This window comes from Vogesella mureinivorans, assembly GCF_007644035.1.
In the GTDB taxonomy this organism is placed as follows: Bacteria; Pseudomonadota; Gammaproteobacteria; order Burkholderiales; family Chromobacteriaceae; genus Vogesella; species Vogesella mureinivorans.
In genome coordinates this window covers 296,663-314,936 of the sequence record NZ_VMTV02000577.1, presented here as the reverse complement: position 1 = coordinate 314,936, position 18,274 = coordinate 296,663, and the positions used below count along the sequence as shown (strand labels likewise).

The window sequence follows — 18,274 nt, the reverse complement described above, 5'->3', positions numbered from 1 at the left end:
TCCTTCACAAAGCAAAAAGCGACGCCTTGTGGGCGTCGCCTGTTTTCATTACAAGGTGTCTTTCAGCGCGCGCGCCTGTTCCAGCGCGTCGTCTACGTTGGCCGCCAGCACACAGTAGTGCGCCATCTTGCGGCCTAGCCGGGCGTGTTTCTTGCCGTAGCTGTGCAGGTGGGCGTTGGGTGCTTCCATCAGCACCGCCCAGTTCGGCTCGCTGCCGTCCTCGCCCCACACATCGCCCAGCAGGTTCACCATGACCACCGGCGACAGCAGGTCTGTCTTGCCTGGCAGCAGGCCGCACATGGCGCGCACTTGCTGCTGGTACTGGTCGGTGACGCAGGCATCGATGGTGTAGTGGCCGGAGTTATGCGGGCGCGGCGCCATTTCGTTGACCACCAGGCTATCGTCGCCCAGCACGAAGAACTCCACCGCCAATACGCCCACGTAGCCCAGCGCTTCGGCCAGCTGCACGGCGTACTGCTGTGCCCGTGCGGCCAACTCGGGCGCAATGCGCGCCGGCACGATGGATTCGTCCAGAATGCCGTTTTTGTGGATGTTTTCCGATACCGGGAACACCGCCACTTGCGCCGCACTGGTGCGGGTCACAATGGCCGAGACTTCCAGCTTCAGGTCCAGCATTTTTTCCAGCACGCAGGCCTGGCCGCCCAGGTTGGCGTAGGCAGCGCGGGCTTCGTCGGCGGTTTTGACGCGCACCTGGCCTTTGCCGTCGTAGCCCAGGCGGGCGGTCTTGAGAATGCCCGGCAGGTAGGGCGACAGCTCGACCTGGATGTCTTCCACGCTTTCAATCGCCAGATACGGCGCGGTAGGCAGGCCGGCTTTGCCTACCCAGCTCTTTTCGGCAATGCGGTCCTGGGCAATGGCCACGCAGTCGCCAGATGGCGACACGCGGGTGGTCTTGGCCAAGAGGCGCATGGCGTCGGCGTTGACGTTTTCAAACTCGGTAGTCACCGCAGCACAGGTACGCGCCAGCGTGGCCAGGGCGTCGGCGTCGTCAAACGCGGCGCACAGGTGTACATCGGCAAACTCGGCTGCCGGGGCGCTGGCGTCCGGGTCCAGCACGGTCACTCGGTAGCCCATGCGCTTGGCGGCGGTAACAAACATGCGGCCCAGCTGGCCACCGCCAAGAATGCCCAGCATGGCTGGCGGCAAAATGGCGGCCATTACTGTACCTCCGGCAGGCTCATCGCCAGCACGGTGTCTTCTTGTTGCTTGCGGAAGGCCTTCAGCTTGGCCGCCAGCTCGGGGTTGCCAGTGGCCAGCATGGCGATGGCAAACAGGCCAGCGTTGGCCGCACCGGCTTCGCCAATGGCGAAGGTGGCCACGGGAATGCCTTTGGGCATTTGCACGATGGACAGCAGCGAGTCTTCACCACGCAGGTATTTGGACGGCACAGGCACGCCCAGTACCGGGATGTGGGTCTTGGCGGCCAGCATGCCCGGCAGGTGGGCGGCGCCACCGGCACCGGCGATGATGGCTTTCAGGCCACGCGCTTCGGCGGTTTCGGCGTACTGGAACAGAAGGTCGGGGGTACGGTGGGCGGAGACGACGCGGGTTTCGAAAGCGATGCCGAAGTCTTTCAGAACGCGCGCGGCGTTTTGCATGACTTCCCAGTCGCTATTACTACCCATCACGATGCCAACTTCGATCATGGAGGCTGATTCCGTCAAGAAGGGGAAAAAACGGAATTTTACCTGATTTGGCAAGGGCTTGCCGCCGGGATTTACCTTCCACGGAAGCATCTTCCCGGCAAGACAAAGCCGGCATTCCCGTGGGAAAGCCGGCTTTTCGATAGCGGCGGGTGCGCCGTGGCCAGACTATAGCGTGGCCAGCTGTTGCTGTGCGCGCTGCGCCGCCGGGGTGCCGGGGTATTGTTTGATGATTTTGCGCAGGGTCAGGCGGGCCTGGTCTTTCTGCTCCAGCTGCAGCTGGTTGCCTGCCATCAGGCGCAGGGTTTCAGGGGCTTTCGGGTGTTTGGGGTATTGCTCGGCAAAACGGCGCTGGATATCAATGGCGGCGCTGTACTGCTTCAGCGCGGTGTGCGCCACGCCCATCCAGTAGATGGCCTCCAGGCTCTGCTCGCTACCGGGGTAGCCATCGACCACGGCTTTGAGCTGGGGCAGCGATTTGGCAAAGTCGCGGGCGCGCAGTACTTCCAGTGCACGGGCCAGAGCAGCATCGGCAGGGTTGGCCGCAGCGGGCTCGGCAGCGGGTGCCTCGGCAGCGGGTGCCTCGGCTTGTGGCTGGCTGGCTTCGCGCAGCTGCTTTTCCATTTTGCCCAGGCGCAGGTCGATGTCGTTGTACAGGTCGTTCTGGCGCTTTTGCGTTTCGGCTACCTGGTGTTGCAGTACCTCGTTCTGCCCGCGCAGCGTGGCCATTTCGCCTTTCAGAAGGGTCACCTGGTTCACCAGGTCCAGCAGGCGCTGGTTGGCCAGCTTGGCTTCTACGTCGGACAAGCGTGCGCTGGCCTGCTGGCTGGAGCTGGCCAGCTTGGTTTCCAGGTCCAGACGTGCTTGTTCCAGGTCGGTCGTGGTGGCACACGCACCCAGTACGATGGGCAACAACAGGGGGAGCAGTCGGTTACGCATGGTGTTTCGGGCTTTGCAGAATGGGCAATCCGGGCAGGTTGACGCCTTCCCGGATGCAGGTCAAGCCGGCGGGGCCGGCCGGGGTTTACTGGTAAGCGAAATCGGCGCGGCGGTTTTGTGCGTGGTCGCTATCGGCGGTACCGGTAGCACGGGGTTTTTCCATGCCAAAGCTCACGGCTTCTACTTGCTCCGGCTTCACGCCCAGCACTTCCAGCGACTGTTTCACGCTTTCGGCGCGGCGCTGGCCCAGCGCCAGGTTGTATTCGCGGCTACCGCGTACGTCGGTATTGCCTTGTACCAGCACGTGGCCTTTGTACTTGCCCAGATAGGCGGCATGCGCTTCGACCACACTCTTGTATTCGTCCTTGATGGCGAACTGGTCAAAGTCAAAAAACACGCTTTTGCCGTTCACACCGGCGTACGCAGCGGCCTCGGCACCCGCTGCGTCCACCTGCGGCAGTGGCTGCGCCGGGTTCAGGCTGCTGCTGCCTGCGCTCCCGGTGGTGCTGCCACTGTTACCGGACACGATGGCGGTATTGCCGGCGTTGGCTGTATCTGCCGGGTTGCTGGTACTGGCGCAAGCACTGAGCAATACCGCCGCTGCGGCTACGACGAAGGGTAAAACTTTCATGCGACGCTCCTTGTTCTGGCTGGCCTGGGGTAGCCAGTGAAATGACTCGGGTAAACCATAAAGACTTTTGAACAAAACCAAAGTTCCACCGCCGTGCCCGTCAGGGGTTAAACGGGCCCCAGGCGGCGTCTTGTACCTGGCCTTCCAGTACGCCTAGCTTGACGCGGCCAGGGTGCTGGGTAGAGGCGGCGTACAACACGCTACGGCCGCCTTCATCGCTGGCGTACAGCACCATCTTGCCGTTGGGGGCAAAGCTGGGCGATTCGTCAAACGCGCTGTTGCTGATCATGCGCGCGTCGCCGGTGGCCAGGTCTTGCAGCATCACCTTGAAGCGCCCACCCTCGCGGCGCACATAGGCTAGCTGGCGGCCATCTGGCGAAAAGGCCGGCGACACGTTGTACACGCCCTGGAATGTCACGCGGCGTACGGTTTTGCTGCCATCCAGCGCCTGGATGTAAATCTGCGGCCCACCGCTGCGGTCGGACACAAACGCAATCTGGCGGCCATCCGGGCTGAATACCGGCTCGGTATCGATAGCGTCACTATAAGAGAAACGGCTTAAGCCTGTACCATCGGCATTGATAATATACACCTGCGAATTACCGCTTAATGTCAGCACGATAGCCAGCTTGCGGCCGTCCGGGCTCCAGGTCGGCGCCGAGTTGCTACCTTTAAAGTTGGCCAGCAGGCGGCGCTGGCCGGTGGCCAGGTCTTGCACGTAGATCACCGGCTTTTTGTTCTCGAACGACACATAGGCCAGGCGGCTGCCGTCCGGGCTCCAGGCGGGCGAAATAATGGGCTCGGCCGAGCGCAGCACGGTTTGTGCGCGGCGGCCATCCACATCGGCTACCTGCAGGCGCGACTCTTTGCCTTTTTGCACGACAAAGGCAATACGGCTGGCGAACAGGCTCTTGCTGCCCAGCAGCGCCTCGTAAACCATGTCGGCAATGCGGTGTGCCACATCGCGCAGCTGCGAGCTGTGGACATCAAACTCGGCGGCCAGCTTTTGCTCGCGCGGGTTCACGGTTTCTGCCCAGAAAGTCAGGCGCAGCAGGCCGCCTTCCAGTTTGGTCACTTTGCCGTACAGCACGGCACGGCTGCCGTTTTGCTGCCATGGCGCGGGGTCGAATGCCTGCGGCGAGGCGGGCAGCACGGTGCCGCCCGGCGGCTCCAGCAGGCCAAACAAGCCGGTCATGGCCAGATCGCTTTTGACCGTTTGCGTTACCGCCTCGGGCAGCCATTCTTCGTTTTGCATGGGCAGAATGGTCAGCGGGTAGCGGCTGCTGCCACCGCCCACGATATCCACGGTCAGGTCGGCGCGCGCCAGCGGTGCGGCCAACATCATGGCCAGCAGCAGCACGCGCCAGCAGTAAGCAATCAGTCGGTGCAAGGCATTACTCCTTGGGGCGGAAATGAAGGGTGATACGGCGGTAGTCGGTAAAATCGGCCCCTTTGGGTAGCGGCGGGAAGCGCCGTACTTCGGCCAGGGCCGCCAGCACGGCTTGGTCCCACGCCGGCGAGCCGCTACTGCGCAGGATACGCGTACTACGGATTTCCAGCGTCGGCAGGATGATCACCTCCACCGACGCCTCGGGGTTACCCTTGATGCCGTCCGGCAGCACGATATACGGGCGCACACGGTTCTTGATGGCCTCGCCGTACTGCTGTTTCAGGTCTGGCTGGCCGGTGGCGGCGCCGGTTTTCGCACCGGTTTTGGCCCCGGCCTGGCTCAGCTTGCCCTGCCCGGGGCCGGGTGGCAGTGCGTCCAGCTCGGCCAGCAGGTCGTCGGTTTTCACGGCGGCGGGCTTGGGGTTGGCCGCAGGCTTGGCGGCCGTATTACTGGCAGGCTTGGGCGGCGGGCTACGCTCTGGCGCAGGGGCCTCGGGCTTGGCCTTGGCCACCGGCTGTTCTTTCACGGCAGGTTTGGCTTCCGCTTGCGGCGGCTTCCTGGCGGGCTTGTCGGCCTGTAATTTGACATCGGCCGCCGGGTTGTCCACCACCGGGGCTGGTGGCGGCGCTTTCGCGCTGACTACCGGCGCGGGGGCCGGTGCGGGGGCTGGCTTAGGGGCGGGAGCCGGCGTGGCGACCGGCGCAGCGGCCTGGCCGGCATGACCAGCCCACAGCTCTACCGCCAGCGGTGGCGGGGTTTTCAACTGCTCCGGGGCGGCAGACCACCACAGGCAGAGCAATACCAGCGCATGCAAGCAGGCGGACAGCAGCCAGGAAGCGGCACCGGGTTGGCGGGTGGCTACCATCAGCTACCCTGCTGGCGCACCGTCAGCGCCACACGCTGGATACCGGCCGCGTGCAGCTTGTCGGCCACTTTGACGACTTCGCTGTATTTCAGGTCCTGGTGCGCGGTAACCACCACAGGGCGGCCATCTTTCAGGCGCGCCTGCACCATGGCAATCAGCTCGTCCAGGTTGGCCGCAGGGTCACGCTTGCCCCCTTCGCCGACAAAGTAGGCACCACTGGCTTCAATGCTGATTTCCAGCGGCGTGGTGTCTACCTGGGCGGCGCGGCTGACACTGGGCACATCGATTACCCCTGGGGTAAACATGGGCGCAGTGACCATGAAAATCACCAGCAGCACCAGCATCACGTCGATGTAGGGCACCACATTCATCTGGTTCATCATGCGGCGCGGGCGGCGTTGCAACATGGGTTTATCCTGTTTCAATAACATACCGATGTTAACACCGGCAGCGGGCTAAAAGGCGTGATTAACAGACCAGCCCGGGCACAGCGGGTTCCTTGATGTGACCGCTTACAAACGGCGCAGCAGGGTCATGCCATCACCCATGGGCAGGATGCACAGGCTGACACGCGGGTCGGCCAGCAGCTTTCCGTTGAATTCGTGCATGACATGCACGCTGCGCGGGTGATCGGGCTGCGGGGCCACCACCCGGCCATTGAGCAGGATATTGTCGATGGCAATAATCCCGCCCGGGCGTACCAGCTGCAAGCAGGTTTCATAGTAAGCCGGATAATTCTGTTTATCGGCATCGATGAAGGCCAGGTCAAAGCTGCCCGCCGCGCCCTGCTCCAGCAGCATGGCCAGCGTCTGTACGGCAGGCTGCACGTACAGGTCTATGCGTTCGGCCACACCGGCTTGCTGCCAATAATCGCGGGCGATGGTGGTGAACTCCACGCTCATGTCGCAGCATACCGTGCGGCCCTGCTCGCCCATGGCCAGCGCGACGGTGAGCGCGCTGTAGCCAGTGAAGGTGCCGATTTCCAGATAGCGGCGGGCGCCGGTCAGGCCGACCAGCCAGCGCAGGAACTGGCCCTGCTCCGGGGCGATCTGCATCTTGGCCATGCGGTGGCCGGCGGTAAATTCGCGCAGGGCGCGCTGCACCGGGTGCTCGGTCACGCCGATTTGCAGCAAGTAGCTCGCGACATCGTCGCTCATGGTCATGGTTTGTCTGGTCATGCTGATGCTCAAAAAACAAACGCCCTGGCGGGCGTGAAAACTGCTGGCAAAGCTATCCGTCTGGTTTGACCGGGCCGTATGACTGACACCCGGGCTAGCCCTGCTGCTGACAAGACAAACCCTGCGTGCGTGGCAAGCAGGGTTTGATCAATGCGGCACATCGTTCAGGCCCCAAGCTGGCTGCCCGGCCAGGCGCCGTGCGGGTACGGCAGGCTTACTCGGGCTGGTACACGTAGGGTTTCTGCGGTACGCGGGAGGTTTTCCAGCGGCGCAGGTCATCCAGGTCCAGCGTGCGTTCCCACCAGGTCAGGCGCAGTTCGCGACGTTCGGTATCGACTTGCGGGTTTTTTTCCAGAAAGCCGTTCATGAAAGCGGTAAATTCGGATTGATACATGTGTATTCCCCCGGTTGGCGATGGCGGCAATTGTACTGCAAAACAAGCAGGCCGGCATCAGCGCCCGGGCGCTGGCTGCACAGGCGAAACGTGCTGTGGTGGTAACAGAGAAGCGCCCGCCAGCGCCCCCTCCAGCTCGCCCACACCACTTTCCATCTCGAAACAGTGCCATAGCAGGCTCGCCTCGTCCGGCCGCCCGCCCATGGCGGCGGTCAGCCAATGCGACAGCCTGGGCGCATTGACCACCATACCGGCTTCATCCTGCAACAGCACCAGCAGAAGCTGGCCATGACGTAACCGTACCACGGCCAAACCGTCAAATGGCGCATTGGCCAGCTGGCTGTCCAGCTGCAACATGGCTTTGGGCAGATGAAAACTACGGCGGCGCACAGCTTTACCATGCACCCACCAGACACGCATCAGGCACGCGGGGGGCAGCGTGTGCAGCTGCCGCTCCAGCGTAGCCAGGGCTCGCTGCGGCGAAACGGGGGCCTGCTGCATGGCCCGTGCCAGCCATTGTTCTTGCAAGCGGCGGGCTTGGCGCGTCTGCCGCAACAGGCCACGGCTCTGGCGCCACGATTGCCACCCCAACAACCAGAGCAAGAGCATGAAAGCCACGAGCACTACGCTGCGCCATGATAGCTGCGTCAAGGGCTGCCAGGCACGCCACAGGGTAAGGTTCAGCTCGAAAGCCCCACTGCGCAATACTTGCTGGCTCAACAAGTTGCCCGCTGCGCTGGCCACCGCCGGGGCGGCAGGCTGTGCCGACAGCACGGCACCGCTGCCATCAGGCATGCTGTCTGGCAGCAAGGCTTGAGCTGGCAGCCACAACGCCAGTGCCATGCCCTGCTTGCCCGGCAAGATCAGCAAGAGCTGCTCTGGCGCACGCGGCTGCCAGACCAACAGCTGCGCCTGGCCACGCTGCAGCGCGGGCAGTACCGGCGTGACAAGTGCTTGCCGTGCCAGGTCCTGGGTGGGTAGCAAGACCCCACCCAACTGAAAGGGCACAAACGCCAGCACTTCCAGCTGTTTGCCCTGCGCCGGGTTGGCCGCCAGCAGGGCCACCTGCCCCAGCTGGGGGTAATGCTGGCGCAAGCTGGCGAGGTAGGGTGCGTACTGCTCGCTGCCTTGCGCACGGGTCAGCTCCAGGGTGCGCAATAGCTGCCGTGCTTCTTGCTGCATGCCATCCAGCTGGGTGCGTAGCTGCACCAGTTGCTGCTCGGCCTGGTCATCCAGCACCTGCTGTGTCGCGTGACGCTCACCGGTTTCCAGCCATACCCAGCCCATTGCCGCAAACAACAGCCAACAAGAAAACAGCCCCGTAAACAACAGGGGCTGCATACCGTGGTGCTTTGGCGGTATCACAACAGGAATTCCCGCTTCTGGTGCTGGTCGATCAGGCTACGCCAGGCCTGCAACAACTTCTGGAATTTATTGTTGGTGGGTGCCATTTCGCGCACACGCTGCAGCAGCTCGTGGGCGTGCTTGATATTGCTTTCGTGCCAGCCCTGGCGGTGGCACTGGGCAATGATGGCGTTCACCAGGTTGAGCATCAGCTGCACGTTTTCCGGCATTTCCTGCAAGGCCTTCTGGAACAGGGCGATGGCCTTGTCGTGGTCGCCAGACTGGGCCTCGCGCACGGCCTGGTTGTTCAGGTCCACAATGCCCTGCACATTGCTGGCGATCAGCTCGCGGCCGGCATCACCGCGGCCAACCTGGTCAAACATGGTGGAGAGTTTTTGCAGCAGCTCTTCGTTATCGTGGTTATTGCGTACCAGGCCACTGGCGACCTTGTCGCCCATGTCGTGCTGGCCCTGCCCATAGCAGGCGCGGGCAAACTCCAGCCGGTCGCTGTCTTTCAGTTTGGAGAGCTGCGACATGCGCTCTTCTGCCGAACGCAACAACTTCTCGGCCGCGGCCTTGTTACCACTGTGGTTCTGGATGGTGCTATCGACCACATCTGCCATCCACTCGCCTTCCGGGTTGTGCTTGTAATCGCGGCGTAGCGAGGCCAGGGTTTTCATGGCCTCGGCCTTGTCCTGGCTGGCAAGCTGCGTGCGCGCCAGCGTGGCGTAGTGTGCCGGGCTGCGGTGCCAGCTGGCCTTGGAGAGCTCCAGCGTGGTGGTGTACGCCTTTTTGGCTTGCTCCAGGTCACCGTTTTCCTCTGCCACCTGGCCTAGCGCCTGGTGGCGGCGAATAGTAGCAGGCGATAGCTCGGTGGCCCGCTTCAGGGTTTGCTGTGCTTTGCCCAGGTCGTGGTTATCCTGGTACAGCTTGGCCAGCCAGTCGTAGGCTTCCATCACGCGGTCGTTTTCCACAATGACTTGCTGGAATAGCGCAATGGCCGGCTCGACTTTTTTGAGCCCGGCCATGGATTTGGCCATGCCCACCTTGGCCCACGGGATTTCCTTGATTTTCAGCACCTGCTGGTACAGGTTATGCGCCGAGTCGTAATCGCCTATCTTCATGCTCAGGCTGCCCTTGAGCTTCATGAAATCCAGGCTGAACTCGTTGCGCTCGCTGATTTTCTTGCCACACGCCTCAATAGCCGCCATGTAGTCGTGGCTCATTAGCGCCTCGTCTACCACTTTAAAAGCATCGCGGCGGCGCATGGCGACCTCTAGCCGTTTGGCCAGCTCTTCGCCGGTAAACGGTTTGAGCAGGTAGCCATCGGGTGCCAGCTCGGCGGCGGACAATACCTTGGCCGCACGGCGCTCGCCGCTGACAATCATGAACACGCAAGACTGCTTCAGCAGGTTGCGTTCTTTGGCCTCCTCGTACAGATACAGGCCATCGCTACCGCCGCCCAGGTCGTAATCGCACAGCACCACGTCAAAGTCGTAGCGCATCAGCTTCACCAGCGCGTCGCTGGCCTTGCCGGCGTATTCCACTTTTTCGGCACCAAAAGACTGCAGCGTCATGGACATGGCGCGCTGCATTTCCGGCACGCAATCCACCACCAGAAACTGCTTTTTGGCAAACGGGTTGGAATAATCCCGGCGGCCAGTGCTTTCTTTGGCACTGGTAATGGCGTTGAAAGTAGTCGATTGATTGGACAGCGAACTCATGTATTGCCCCGCTTTTGTTATGTTGGTGGCTTATAGAGACGTCAGTTTGTCTGCAGCGTAACGCAAATCCAGCCACTTGATGCCGTGCTCGGCAAAATTGATCTGCAAGCGCACGTCGTCACCTGCGCCTTCGGCATTGATCACCACCCCGGCACCAAACTTGGTATGGCTAAGCGACTGGCCCACGCGCCAGCCACCCTGCCTGGCCGCCGCCTTTTGCTGCACAAAAGCCGGCTCTGTCCAGCTGCTACGGCTGGCAACGGGTGCAGCTTTTACCGTAGCAGATAAAACCTGCAACAGCTCGGCCGGAATTTCATCTACAAAGCGCGAACGGATCGGGTAACGGCTCTGCCCGTGCAGCATGCGGCTTTGCGCATTGGTGAGGTAAAGCCGCTGTCTGGCACGGGTGATAGCCACGTACATCAGCCGCCGCTCTTCTTCCAGACCCTTGGCATCATTAAAGCTGTTTTCGTGCGGGAACAGCCCTTCCTCCAGGCCACCCACAAACACAGCGTTGAATTCCAGCCCTTTGGCCGCGTGCACGGTCATCAGCTGCAGGGCATCCTGGCCTGCGTCGGCCTGGTGGTCGCCCGCTTCCAGGCTGGCCTGGGTGAGAAACTCCACCACCGCCAGCTGTGGCTCTTGCGGCATGAAGCCGGTGGCGGCATTGATCAGCTCGTCCAGGTTAGACAGGCGTTCTTCGCCGTCTTTCTTGTCGGCCTCGTACATGCTACGCAAACCGGAATCGTCGATCACCAGGCTCACCTGCTCGGCCAGGTTCAGAGGCTCGCAGCGCTGGCGCAGTTTTTCTACCAGCAACACAAACTCGGCCAGCTTGCCGGCGGTACGCCCGCCCCCTGCCCCGCAGGCGGCCTGCCACAGGCTGACGCCCTGCTCGCGGCTGGCGGTTTGCAGGTTTTCCACCGTACGGGCACCAATGCCGCGCGCCGGCACGTTGATCACGCGCAGCAGGGCGTTGTCGTCATCCGGGTTGATGGCCAGGCGCAGGTAGGCCAGTGCGTGCTTGATTTCCTGACGCTCGAAAAAGCGCAGGCCACCATAAATACGGTAGGCCACGCCGGCTTGCACCAGCACTTGTTCCAGAATGCGCGACTGCGCGTTGCTGCGGTACAGCACCGCCATGTCGGACAGGTTCCAGCCGTCGCGTTTCAGCGCCTTGACCTCGTCCACGATGAACTGCGCTTCTTCGCCATCGGAGTAGGCATCGAATAGGCGGATCTTGTCGCCGGGGCCGGCGGCGGTCCACAGCTTTTTGCCCAGGCGCCCGTCGTTGCGTTCGATCAGCGCGTTGGCCGCATCCAGAATGGTGCCGGCCGAGCGGTAGTTCTGCTCCAGCCGCACCGGGCCGGCTACGCCGTAATCGGCCAGCAGCGCGCGCATATTGCCCACTTCGGCGCCACGGAAGGCGTAGATGGACTGGTCGTCGTCGCCTACGGCAAACAGCGCGTTATCGGGGCCGGCCAGCAGCTTGAGCCAGGCGTATTGCAGGCGGTTGGTATCCTGAAACTCGTCTACCAGCACAAAGCGGAAACGCGCGCGGTAGTGCTCGCACAGCGCGGCATTGCGCGACAGCAGCTCGTAGCTGCGCAGCAGCAGCTCGGCAAAATCCACCACGCCTTCACGGTTGCACTGCGCGTCGTAGGCGGCGTACAGCTCGATGAGCTTTTTGGTATACGGGTCGTAGGCGCTGAGCTCGCCGGCGCGTACGCCGGCTTCTTTCTGGCCGTTGATGAACTGCTGTACCTGCTTGGGCGGGAATTTCTCGTCGGAAATATCCAGGCTCTTGAGCAGGCGTTTGATGGCGCTTTGCTGCTCGCCGCTGTCCAGAATCTGAAAGGTTTGCGGCAGGCCAGCATCACGGTAGTGCATGCGCAGCAGGCGGTTGCACAGGCCGTGGAAGGTGCCTATCCACATGGTTTTCACGTTCACCGGCATCATGGCGGCCAAGCGTGTCTGCATTTCGCGGGCGGCTTTATTGGTAAACGTTACCGCCAGAATGCTGGCAGGGTTGGCCTGGCCGGTTTGCAGCAGCCAGGCAATGCGCGTGGTCAGCACCCGTGTTTTGCCACTACCGGCGCCAGCCAGCACCAGCGCGCTTTTGGCGGGCCAGGTGACGGCGGAAAGTTGTTCGGCGTTCAGGCCAGCAAGCAGGTCATTGTTCATGGGGCGGGGTCAGGCGGGTACGAAAGCGTTCATTCTACCAGCCGCCTGCCCTAGCCGCCGTGCGGGCTGCGCAACAGGGTAGCGGCAATGCGGGTGTCGGTGGCCGGCAGCGGCTGGCCTTCCAGCAAAGCCAGCACTTTAGCCAGGCTGGCGGCGGCCAGGCTTTCCGAATCCTGCTGTACGGCATCGATGGCCAGCGGCAGGCAGTCCAGCAGCGCGTGATGGTCAAAGGTCATCATGCTGCGCGGCGCATCCTGCAGGCCGTGCTGGCGCAGGTACGCCAACACGCCTTCCAGCAGGGTAATGGATGCGGTAAACAGCGCCTGCGGGTAGCGGCCGTTGGCCGCATGCCAGGCTTGCATCATGGCGTAGCCGGATTCGCGCAGGAAGTCGCGCTCGCATACCCAGCCCGGCTGCTCGGCCAGGCCGGCACTGGCCAGTGCCTGACGGTAGCCTGCCAGGCGGTCGCGGCTGGGGGATAAGGCGGCCTGGCCGCCAAAATACACCAGCTCGCTGATGCCTGCGGCCAACTTGGGCGCCAGGAGCTGTACCACGCTGTCGGTGGCGTCGGTCACCACCGAGGGGATGCCGCTGTCGTCCAGCCGGCGGTCGACAAACACCAGCGGCAGGCGACGTGTCCATTTCTGGTAATGGCGGGCATCGCTACTGCACGGCACCACCAGCATGCCGTCTACCTGACGTGCTACCAGCTGTGTCATGCCGGCGCTTTCGCGCTCGGGGTCTTCGTCGCTGGTCACCATCAACAGCTGCAGGTCGCGGGCGCGGCACAGGTTTTCCAGCGCCTGCGCCAGCGCAGCGTGGCTGGCGTTGGTCAGGTCGGGAATCACCAAGCCAATCGCCTGGCTGCGGCGGTTGCGCAGCGAACGTGCCGAGTGCGACGGGCTGAAGTTCAGCTCGCGCGCCACCTGCTCTACCCGCGCCACCGTGGCCTGGGCAATGCGGTAGCGTTCGGCGTGGCCATTGAGCACCATGCTGGCCGTGGTGCGCGACACCCCGGCAATACGGGCAACATCGTCAATGGTCAGGCGCTGAAACGTCATGAAAAACTCCTGCGGCGTAGCCGGGCAAAGAAAATCCCTGCCAGCCCTATGCTGGCAGGGACCTCGATTGTATTACAGCGGCTACCCGCCATAGCGGGTTGGCCGCAAGCTGGCTTACTTCACCAGGTTCAGCGGTACCGGGATAAATTTATCCACAGGCTGGCCGGCGATCAGCTTTTTAGCGGTTTGCACGCCGTACTGGCCAATCAGCTCGGGCTGCTGCTGTACGGTCGCGGCCAGGGTGCCACCTTTTACCGCAGCCACAGCGTCGGCAGTCGCATCAAAGCCCACCACTACCACGTTTTTCAGGCCGGCAGCCTGGATGGCTTTCACCGCGCCCAGCGCCATTTCGTCGTTGTGGGCAAACACACCCTGAATGCCTTTATTGCCCTGGATGATGTTTTCCATCACCGACAGGCCTTTGGCACGGTCAAAGTCCGCCGGCTGTTTGGCCAGCAGTTTCACGTCGGCCTTACCATCCACTACCTGATGGAAGCCCTGGCCACGCTCGCGCGCAGCAGACGAACCGGCAATGCCTTCCAGCTCTACGATATTGCCCTTGCCGCCCAGTTTTTCCAGCAGGAACTCGCCGGCCATCTTGCCACCGGCCACGTTGTCGGACGCAATGTGCGCGCTGACGTCGGCACCGGTCACGCTACGGTCCAGCGATACCACCTTGATGCCCTTGCTGGTGGCTTCTTTCACCACATTGGCCACGGCGGCGGAGTCGGTCGGGTTAATCAGGATCACGTTTACCTTTTTCTGGATCAGGTCTTCCACGCTGGCCTGTTGCTTGGCCGGGTCGTCCTGAGCATCCACGGTAATCAGGTTGATGCCTTCTTTCTTGGCCTCCGCCTCGGCGCCGTCACGCAGCGACACAAAGAACGGGTTGTTCAGTGTGGACACCGCCAGGCCAACGGTGGCGGTGCTGGTGGCAGCAGCCGGCTCGCTGGCAGCGGCCGGTGCGCTATCCGGGCCCTGCTTGGAGCAAGCAGCAATACCAAAAGCCAGCAGGCTGGCCAGCAGCGGGGTGATGATGCGATTCATGGTGCGACTCCCTGTTTTATTGAACGACACGTGTTGCCGCCACCGGCCACCGGCCGGCAGCCGGTTTACTTTTTGCCTGCGCGGTCCAGTAGTACCGCCAGCAGAATGACAGCGCCCTTGATCACCTGCTGGTAGAACGACGATACGCCCAGCAGGTTCAGGCCATTGTTCAGTACGCCAATCAGCAGCGCCCCCATCAGGGTGCCAAAGATCCAGCCGCGCCCGCCAGTCAGGCTGGTGCCGCCCAGCACCACGGCTGCGATGGCGTCCAGCTCGTAGCCGGTACCGGCGGTGGGCTGCGCCGAGTTCAGGCGCGAGGTCAGCACCACGCCTGCCATGGCCGACATGGCGCCGGACACGGTGTAAACCCAGATCTTGATGCGGTCCACCTTCACGCCGGACAGGCGCGAGGCTTCTTCGTTACCGCCGGTGGCGTACACGTGGCGGCCGAAAACGGTCTGCTTCAGCAGGAACCAGAAGCCGGCAAACATCAGCAGCATCCATACCACCGGTACCGGCACCAGGCCGGCCACGTAGCCGCCGCCCAGCATCTGGAAGAAATCGCTGTCCAGGCCGGTAATGGGGCTGCCGCCGGAAAACACCAGCGACAGGCCGCGCAAGATGGTCATGGAGGCCAGCGTGGCGATAAATGGTGCCACCTTGCCCTTGCTGATGATCCAGCCGTTGGCAAAGCCCATGCCGGCACCGGCAGCAATGCCCAGCAGCGTGGCCAGCACCGGGTCCAGCCCGCTCTGGATCATCAGCGCAATGCACACCGACGACAGCGCCAGGATGGAGCCCACCGACAAATCAATGCCGCCCAGCAGGATGACCAGCGTCATGCCGAAGGCAATCAGCGCGTTGATCGATACCTGGCGCATCACGTTCATCAGGTTGCCCACGGTCAGGAAATCCGGGCTCATGATGGCCAGCGCGCCGGAAACCACCAGCAGCGCGATAAAGGGGCCCAGCTTTTGCAGCGTGGCTTTTTGTTGTGCAGTCATGCTTTTAATCCTGTGTAGTGCGGGTGTCGTGGCCGGCGGTGCCGGTGGCAGCGGCCATGATGTCTTCCTGGCTGAGGTTGGCCGCATCGAACAGCGCCGTCTGGCGGCCTTCGTGCAGCACCAGAATGCGGTTGCTCATTGCCATCACCTCGGGCAGCTCGGACGACACCATCACGATGGCCACGCCGGCGGCGGCCAGCTGGTTGATGATGTGGTAAATCTCGGCCTTGCCGCCTACGTCCACGCCGCGCGTGGGTTCGTCCAGCAGCAGCACCTTGGGCGGTTTGGCCAGCCATTTGGCAAACACCACTTTTTGCTGGTTGCCGCCGGACAGGGATTTCACGTCCAGCTCGGCGTCGCGGGTGCGGATGCGCAGCTGGCTGATCTGCTGCGCCACTGCGGCCTGCTCGGCCGCGCCGTTGACCACGCCCAGGCGGGCGTAGCTGTCCAGGTGCACCAGCGTGGCGTTTTCGCGCACCGACATGCCCAGCACCAGGCCCTGGCTTTTGCGGTCTTCTGTCACAAACGCCAGGCCGGCGGCAATGGCAGCGGCCGGGCTGCGCAGGTCCAGCGGCGCGCCGTCCAGCCACACTTCGCCAGCAGTGCGGCGGTTCACGCCAAACAGTGTCTTGAGGATTTCGCTACGGCCGGCGCCCATCAGGCCGGCAATGCCCAGCACCTCGCCGGCGCGGGCCTCGAAGCTGATGCCGTCGATATGGCGGCCATCAGACAAGCCGCGCACCGCCAGCCGCACCGCGCCCGGCACCACGTCGCGCCCGGGGAAGCGGTCGCCGATTTCGCGGCCAACCATCAGCTTCACCACTTCGTCGAAGCCGGTGTCGGCGATAACACGCTCGCCCACAAAACAGCCATCGCGCAGCACGCTGATCTTGTCGCAGATGTGGAAGATCTCTTCCATGCGGTGCGACACATACACAATGGCCACGCCACGCGCCTGTAGGCCGCGCATCAGTGCAAACAGGGTGTCGATCTCGCGCGCCGACAGCGCCGCGGTGGGCTCGTCCATGATCAGCACGCGGGCGTCCATGGCCAGCGCCTTGGCGATTTCCACCATCTGCTGCTGGCCGATGGACAGGCTGCCGGCTTCGGCTTCCACATCGATCTGGCTGGCGCCCAGCGCGTCCAGCTGCGCGCGCGCCTGCTGGCGCATGGCGGCCCGCTGGATCACGCCAAAGCGCGACGGCTCGCGGCCCAGAAACAGGTTTTCCATCACCGACAGCTGCGGAATCAGGTTCAATTCCTGGTGGATGATGGCAATGCCCGCCGCCTCCGCATCGCGGGTGGTACGGATGGCGACTGCCTTGCCGTCTACCTCCACGCTACCGCTATCCGGCTGGTACACGCCGCTAAGGATCTTCATCAGCGTGGACTTGCCCGCGCCGTTTTCGCCCATCAGCGCGTGGATTTCGCCACCGTGCAGGGTGAAGTCAACGTTTTCCAGCACCCGCACCGGGCCAAAGGCCTTGCAGATGCCACGCATGCTTACCTTCATCGCCGCCTCCTAGAAAATCACGCCGGCGTACAGGATCACATTGGCGTACGGCGTGGCGTCGCCGGTGCGGATCACGGCCCGCGCCTGGCGGCAGTGCTGCTTGAACGCTTCGTGGCTGACAAATTCGGTGGCAATGCCCTGCTCCGGCAGGGCTGCGGCCAGCGCCGACACCGCCGGGTTATGGCTGTGGCACTCGCTGGCAAACAGCGCGCGCTCGCAGGCCATGTCGGCCAGTATGGTGTCCAGCACGCGGGCAAAGCCGGGCTCGCCCAGCGCCAGCGATACGTCGATGCACTCCACGCCCGCGGGTACCGGCAGGCCGCAATCGGCAATGACAATACTGTCGGTGTGGCCCAGGCAGGCCAGCACGCGAGCGATATCACGGTTCAGATGGCCCAGCTTTTTCATGCGGCGCGCTCCTGCAAAAAGGTGTCCAGCGCGGCTAGGGTGGGCATGCCGCCCTGCGCGCCCGGCTGCGTCACCGACAGCGCACCAGCGGCGGCGGCGCGGCGCACGGCTTCGGCCAGGCCCAGGTGCAGGAAGGTCGCCAGCGCGCCATTGAAGGTGTCACCGGCACCGGTGGTGTCTACCGGGGTCACCGCAAAACCGGGCTGCTGCTGTAGCTGGCCGTCGGCATCGGCAAAGAAAGCGCCTTCGGCACCGTGCGTCATCACGATGCGGCCGCCTGCAGCGGCCACCAGCTCGCGCCATGGCTGCTGGCTGGCCAGCGTGGTGGCCAGCTCGAATTCATTGGGGGTCAGTACGCTGACGCGGGCCAGCAGGGTGGCCGGCAGCGGCACGGCTGGCGCCGGGTTCAGCATGAAGGGCTTGCCGTGGCGTGCGGCCAACATGGCGGCGTGCTCGACGGTAGCCAGCGGCACCTCCAGCTGCGCCAGTACCACGTCGGCGTCGGCAAAGGCCTGCTCGGCGGCGTCCAGCTGCGCCGGCTGCAGCGCATGGTTGGCACCCGGCACCACGATGATGGCGTTGTCGCTGCCACACAGGGTAATGCTGGCCACGCCGGTGGCCACATCCACTTCGCTGACCCAGCGCGTGTCTACGCCTTCGTGCGCCAGCACGGCTTTTAGCGCGGTACCGAAGTCATCGCGCCCCACACAGCCGATCATGCTTACCTGCGCGCCCAGGCGGGCGGCGGCCACTGCCTGATTGGCCCCTTTGCCGCCCGGATAGGTGGCAAAGCCGCTACCGCTGAGCGTTTCGCCCAGCCGTGGCATGGTGGGGCTATTTACCACCATGTCCATATTGATACTGCCTATTACCAGCACACGCGTCATCGCGCTTGTCTCCTGCCTGCGGCCAACCTGGGTGGCAAACC

At 63.3% G+C, this 18,274-nt stretch carries 18 protein-coding genes; all 18 read right to left on the bottom strand.

The genetic code is table 11. The features are described from left to right. Positions 1-48 precede the first annotated feature (48 nt). Positions 49-1,179 (bottom strand): 5-(carboxyamino)imidazole ribonucleotide synthase, encoded by a 1,131-nt coding sequence (locus FLQ44_RS16160; protein WP_147695223.1) that lies wholly within the window; start codon positions 1,177-1,179, stop codon positions 49-51. Then, positions 1,179-1,667 carry a 5-(carboxyamino)imidazole ribonucleotide mutase gene (purE, locus tag FLQ44_RS16155; RefSeq protein WP_147695222.1) on the bottom strand — a complete coding sequence of 163 codons (489 nt, stop codon included), beginning with the start codon at positions 1,665-1,667 and terminating at the stop codon, positions 1,179-1,181. The genes FLQ44_RS16160 and purE overlap by 1 nt, the downstream gene beginning before the upstream one ends. 165 nt (positions 1,668-1,832) lie before the next feature. After that, positions 1,833-2,603 carry a YbgF trimerization domain-containing protein gene (locus FLQ44_RS16150; RefSeq protein WP_147695221.1) on the bottom strand — a complete coding sequence of 257 codons (771 nt, stop codon included), beginning with the start codon at positions 2,601-2,603 and terminating at the stop codon, positions 1,833-1,835. An 85-nt stretch (positions 2,604-2,688) separates the two neighbouring features. Next, on the bottom strand, positions 2,689-3,234 hold the full coding sequence (locus FLQ44_RS16145; RefSeq protein WP_147695220.1) for an OmpA family protein: 546 nt from the start codon (positions 3,232-3,234) through the stop codon (positions 2,689-2,691). 100 nt (positions 3,235-3,334) lie between these two features. Further along, positions 3,335-4,624 (bottom strand): Tol-Pal system beta propeller repeat protein TolB, encoded by a 1,290-nt coding sequence (gene tolB / locus FLQ44_RS16140; protein ID WP_240801304.1) that lies wholly within the window; start codon positions 4,622-4,624, stop codon positions 3,335-3,337. Between the two features lie 4 nt (positions 4,625-4,628). Continuing rightward, the gene (gene tolA, locus FLQ44_RS23750) at positions 4,629-5,489 is read right to left on the bottom strand and encodes a cell envelope integrity protein TolA (protein ID WP_170252999.1); all 861 of its coding nucleotides are present in this window, start codon (positions 5,487-5,489) and stop codon (positions 4,629-4,631) included. Beyond that, positions 5,489-5,896, bottom strand: a complete 408-nt coding sequence (locus FLQ44_RS16130) for a biopolymer transporter ExbD (protein WP_147686619.1) — start codon at positions 5,894-5,896, stop codon at positions 5,489-5,491. The genes tolA and FLQ44_RS16130 overlap by 1 nt, the downstream gene beginning before the upstream one ends. A gap of 105 nt (positions 5,897-6,001) precedes the next feature. Then, positions 6,002-6,667 carry a class I SAM-dependent methyltransferase gene (locus tag FLQ44_RS16125; RefSeq protein ID WP_147695219.1) on the bottom strand — a complete coding sequence of 222 codons (666 nt, stop codon included), beginning with the start codon at positions 6,665-6,667 and terminating at the stop codon, positions 6,002-6,004. A gap of 214 nt (positions 6,668-6,881) precedes the next feature. After that, positions 6,882-7,061, bottom strand: a complete 180-nt coding sequence (locus FLQ44_RS16120) for a DUF3460 family protein (protein WP_147695218.1) — start codon at positions 7,059-7,061, stop codon at positions 6,882-6,884. 57 nt (positions 7,062-7,118) lie between these two features. After that, positions 7,119-8,402 carry a hypothetical protein gene (locus tag FLQ44_RS16115; protein WP_147695217.1) on the bottom strand — a complete coding sequence of 428 codons (1,284 nt, stop codon included), beginning with the start codon at positions 8,400-8,402 and terminating at the stop codon, positions 7,119-7,121. A gap of 20 nt (positions 8,403-8,422) precedes the next feature. Further along, entirely contained in the window at positions 8,423-10,129 is a 1,707-nt protein-coding gene (locus FLQ44_RS16110) for a tetratricopeptide repeat protein (RefSeq protein WP_147695216.1), read from the bottom strand. A 30-nt stretch (positions 10,130-10,159) separates the two neighbouring features. Beyond that, positions 10,160-12,313, bottom strand: a complete 2,154-nt coding sequence (locus FLQ44_RS16105) for a UvrD-helicase domain-containing protein (RefSeq protein ID WP_147695215.1) — start codon at positions 12,311-12,313, stop codon at positions 10,160-10,162. Between the two features lie 50 nt (positions 12,314-12,363). After that, positions 12,364-13,374: a LacI family DNA-binding transcriptional regulator gene (locus FLQ44_RS16100; RefSeq protein ID WP_147695214.1), complete on the bottom strand. Its 1,011-nt coding sequence runs from the start codon at positions 13,372-13,374 to the stop codon at positions 12,364-12,366. Between the two features lie 114 nt (positions 13,375-13,488). Beyond that, positions 13,489-14,421: a ribose ABC transporter substrate-binding protein RbsB gene (gene rbsB, locus FLQ44_RS16095; RefSeq protein ID WP_147686607.1), complete on the bottom strand. Its 933-nt coding sequence runs from the start codon at positions 14,419-14,421 to the stop codon at positions 13,489-13,491. A 65-nt stretch (positions 14,422-14,486) separates the two neighbouring features. Further along, a complete protein-coding gene (locus tag FLQ44_RS16090) occupies positions 14,487-15,425 on the bottom strand; it encodes an ABC transporter permease (protein ID WP_147695213.1) in 939 nt (312 codons plus the stop codon). Positions 15,426-15,429: 4 nt separating this feature from the next. After that, complete coding sequence (locus tag FLQ44_RS16085) at positions 15,430-16,938, bottom strand: sugar ABC transporter ATP-binding protein (protein ID WP_147695212.1); 1,509 nt, start codon at positions 16,936-16,938, stop codon at positions 15,430-15,432. A 9-nt stretch (positions 16,939-16,947) separates the two neighbouring features. Beyond that, positions 16,948-17,346 carry a D-ribose pyranase gene (gene rbsD / locus FLQ44_RS16080; protein WP_147695211.1) on the bottom strand — a complete coding sequence of 133 codons (399 nt, stop codon included), beginning with the start codon at positions 17,344-17,346 and terminating at the stop codon, positions 16,948-16,950. Further along, a complete protein-coding gene (locus FLQ44_RS16075) occupies positions 17,343-18,233 on the bottom strand; it encodes a ribokinase (protein WP_147695210.1) in 891 nt (296 codons plus the stop codon). Before FLQ44_RS16075 ends, rbsD begins: the two co-directional genes overlap by 4 nt. Between the last annotated feature and the right edge of the window lie 41 nt (positions 18,234-18,274).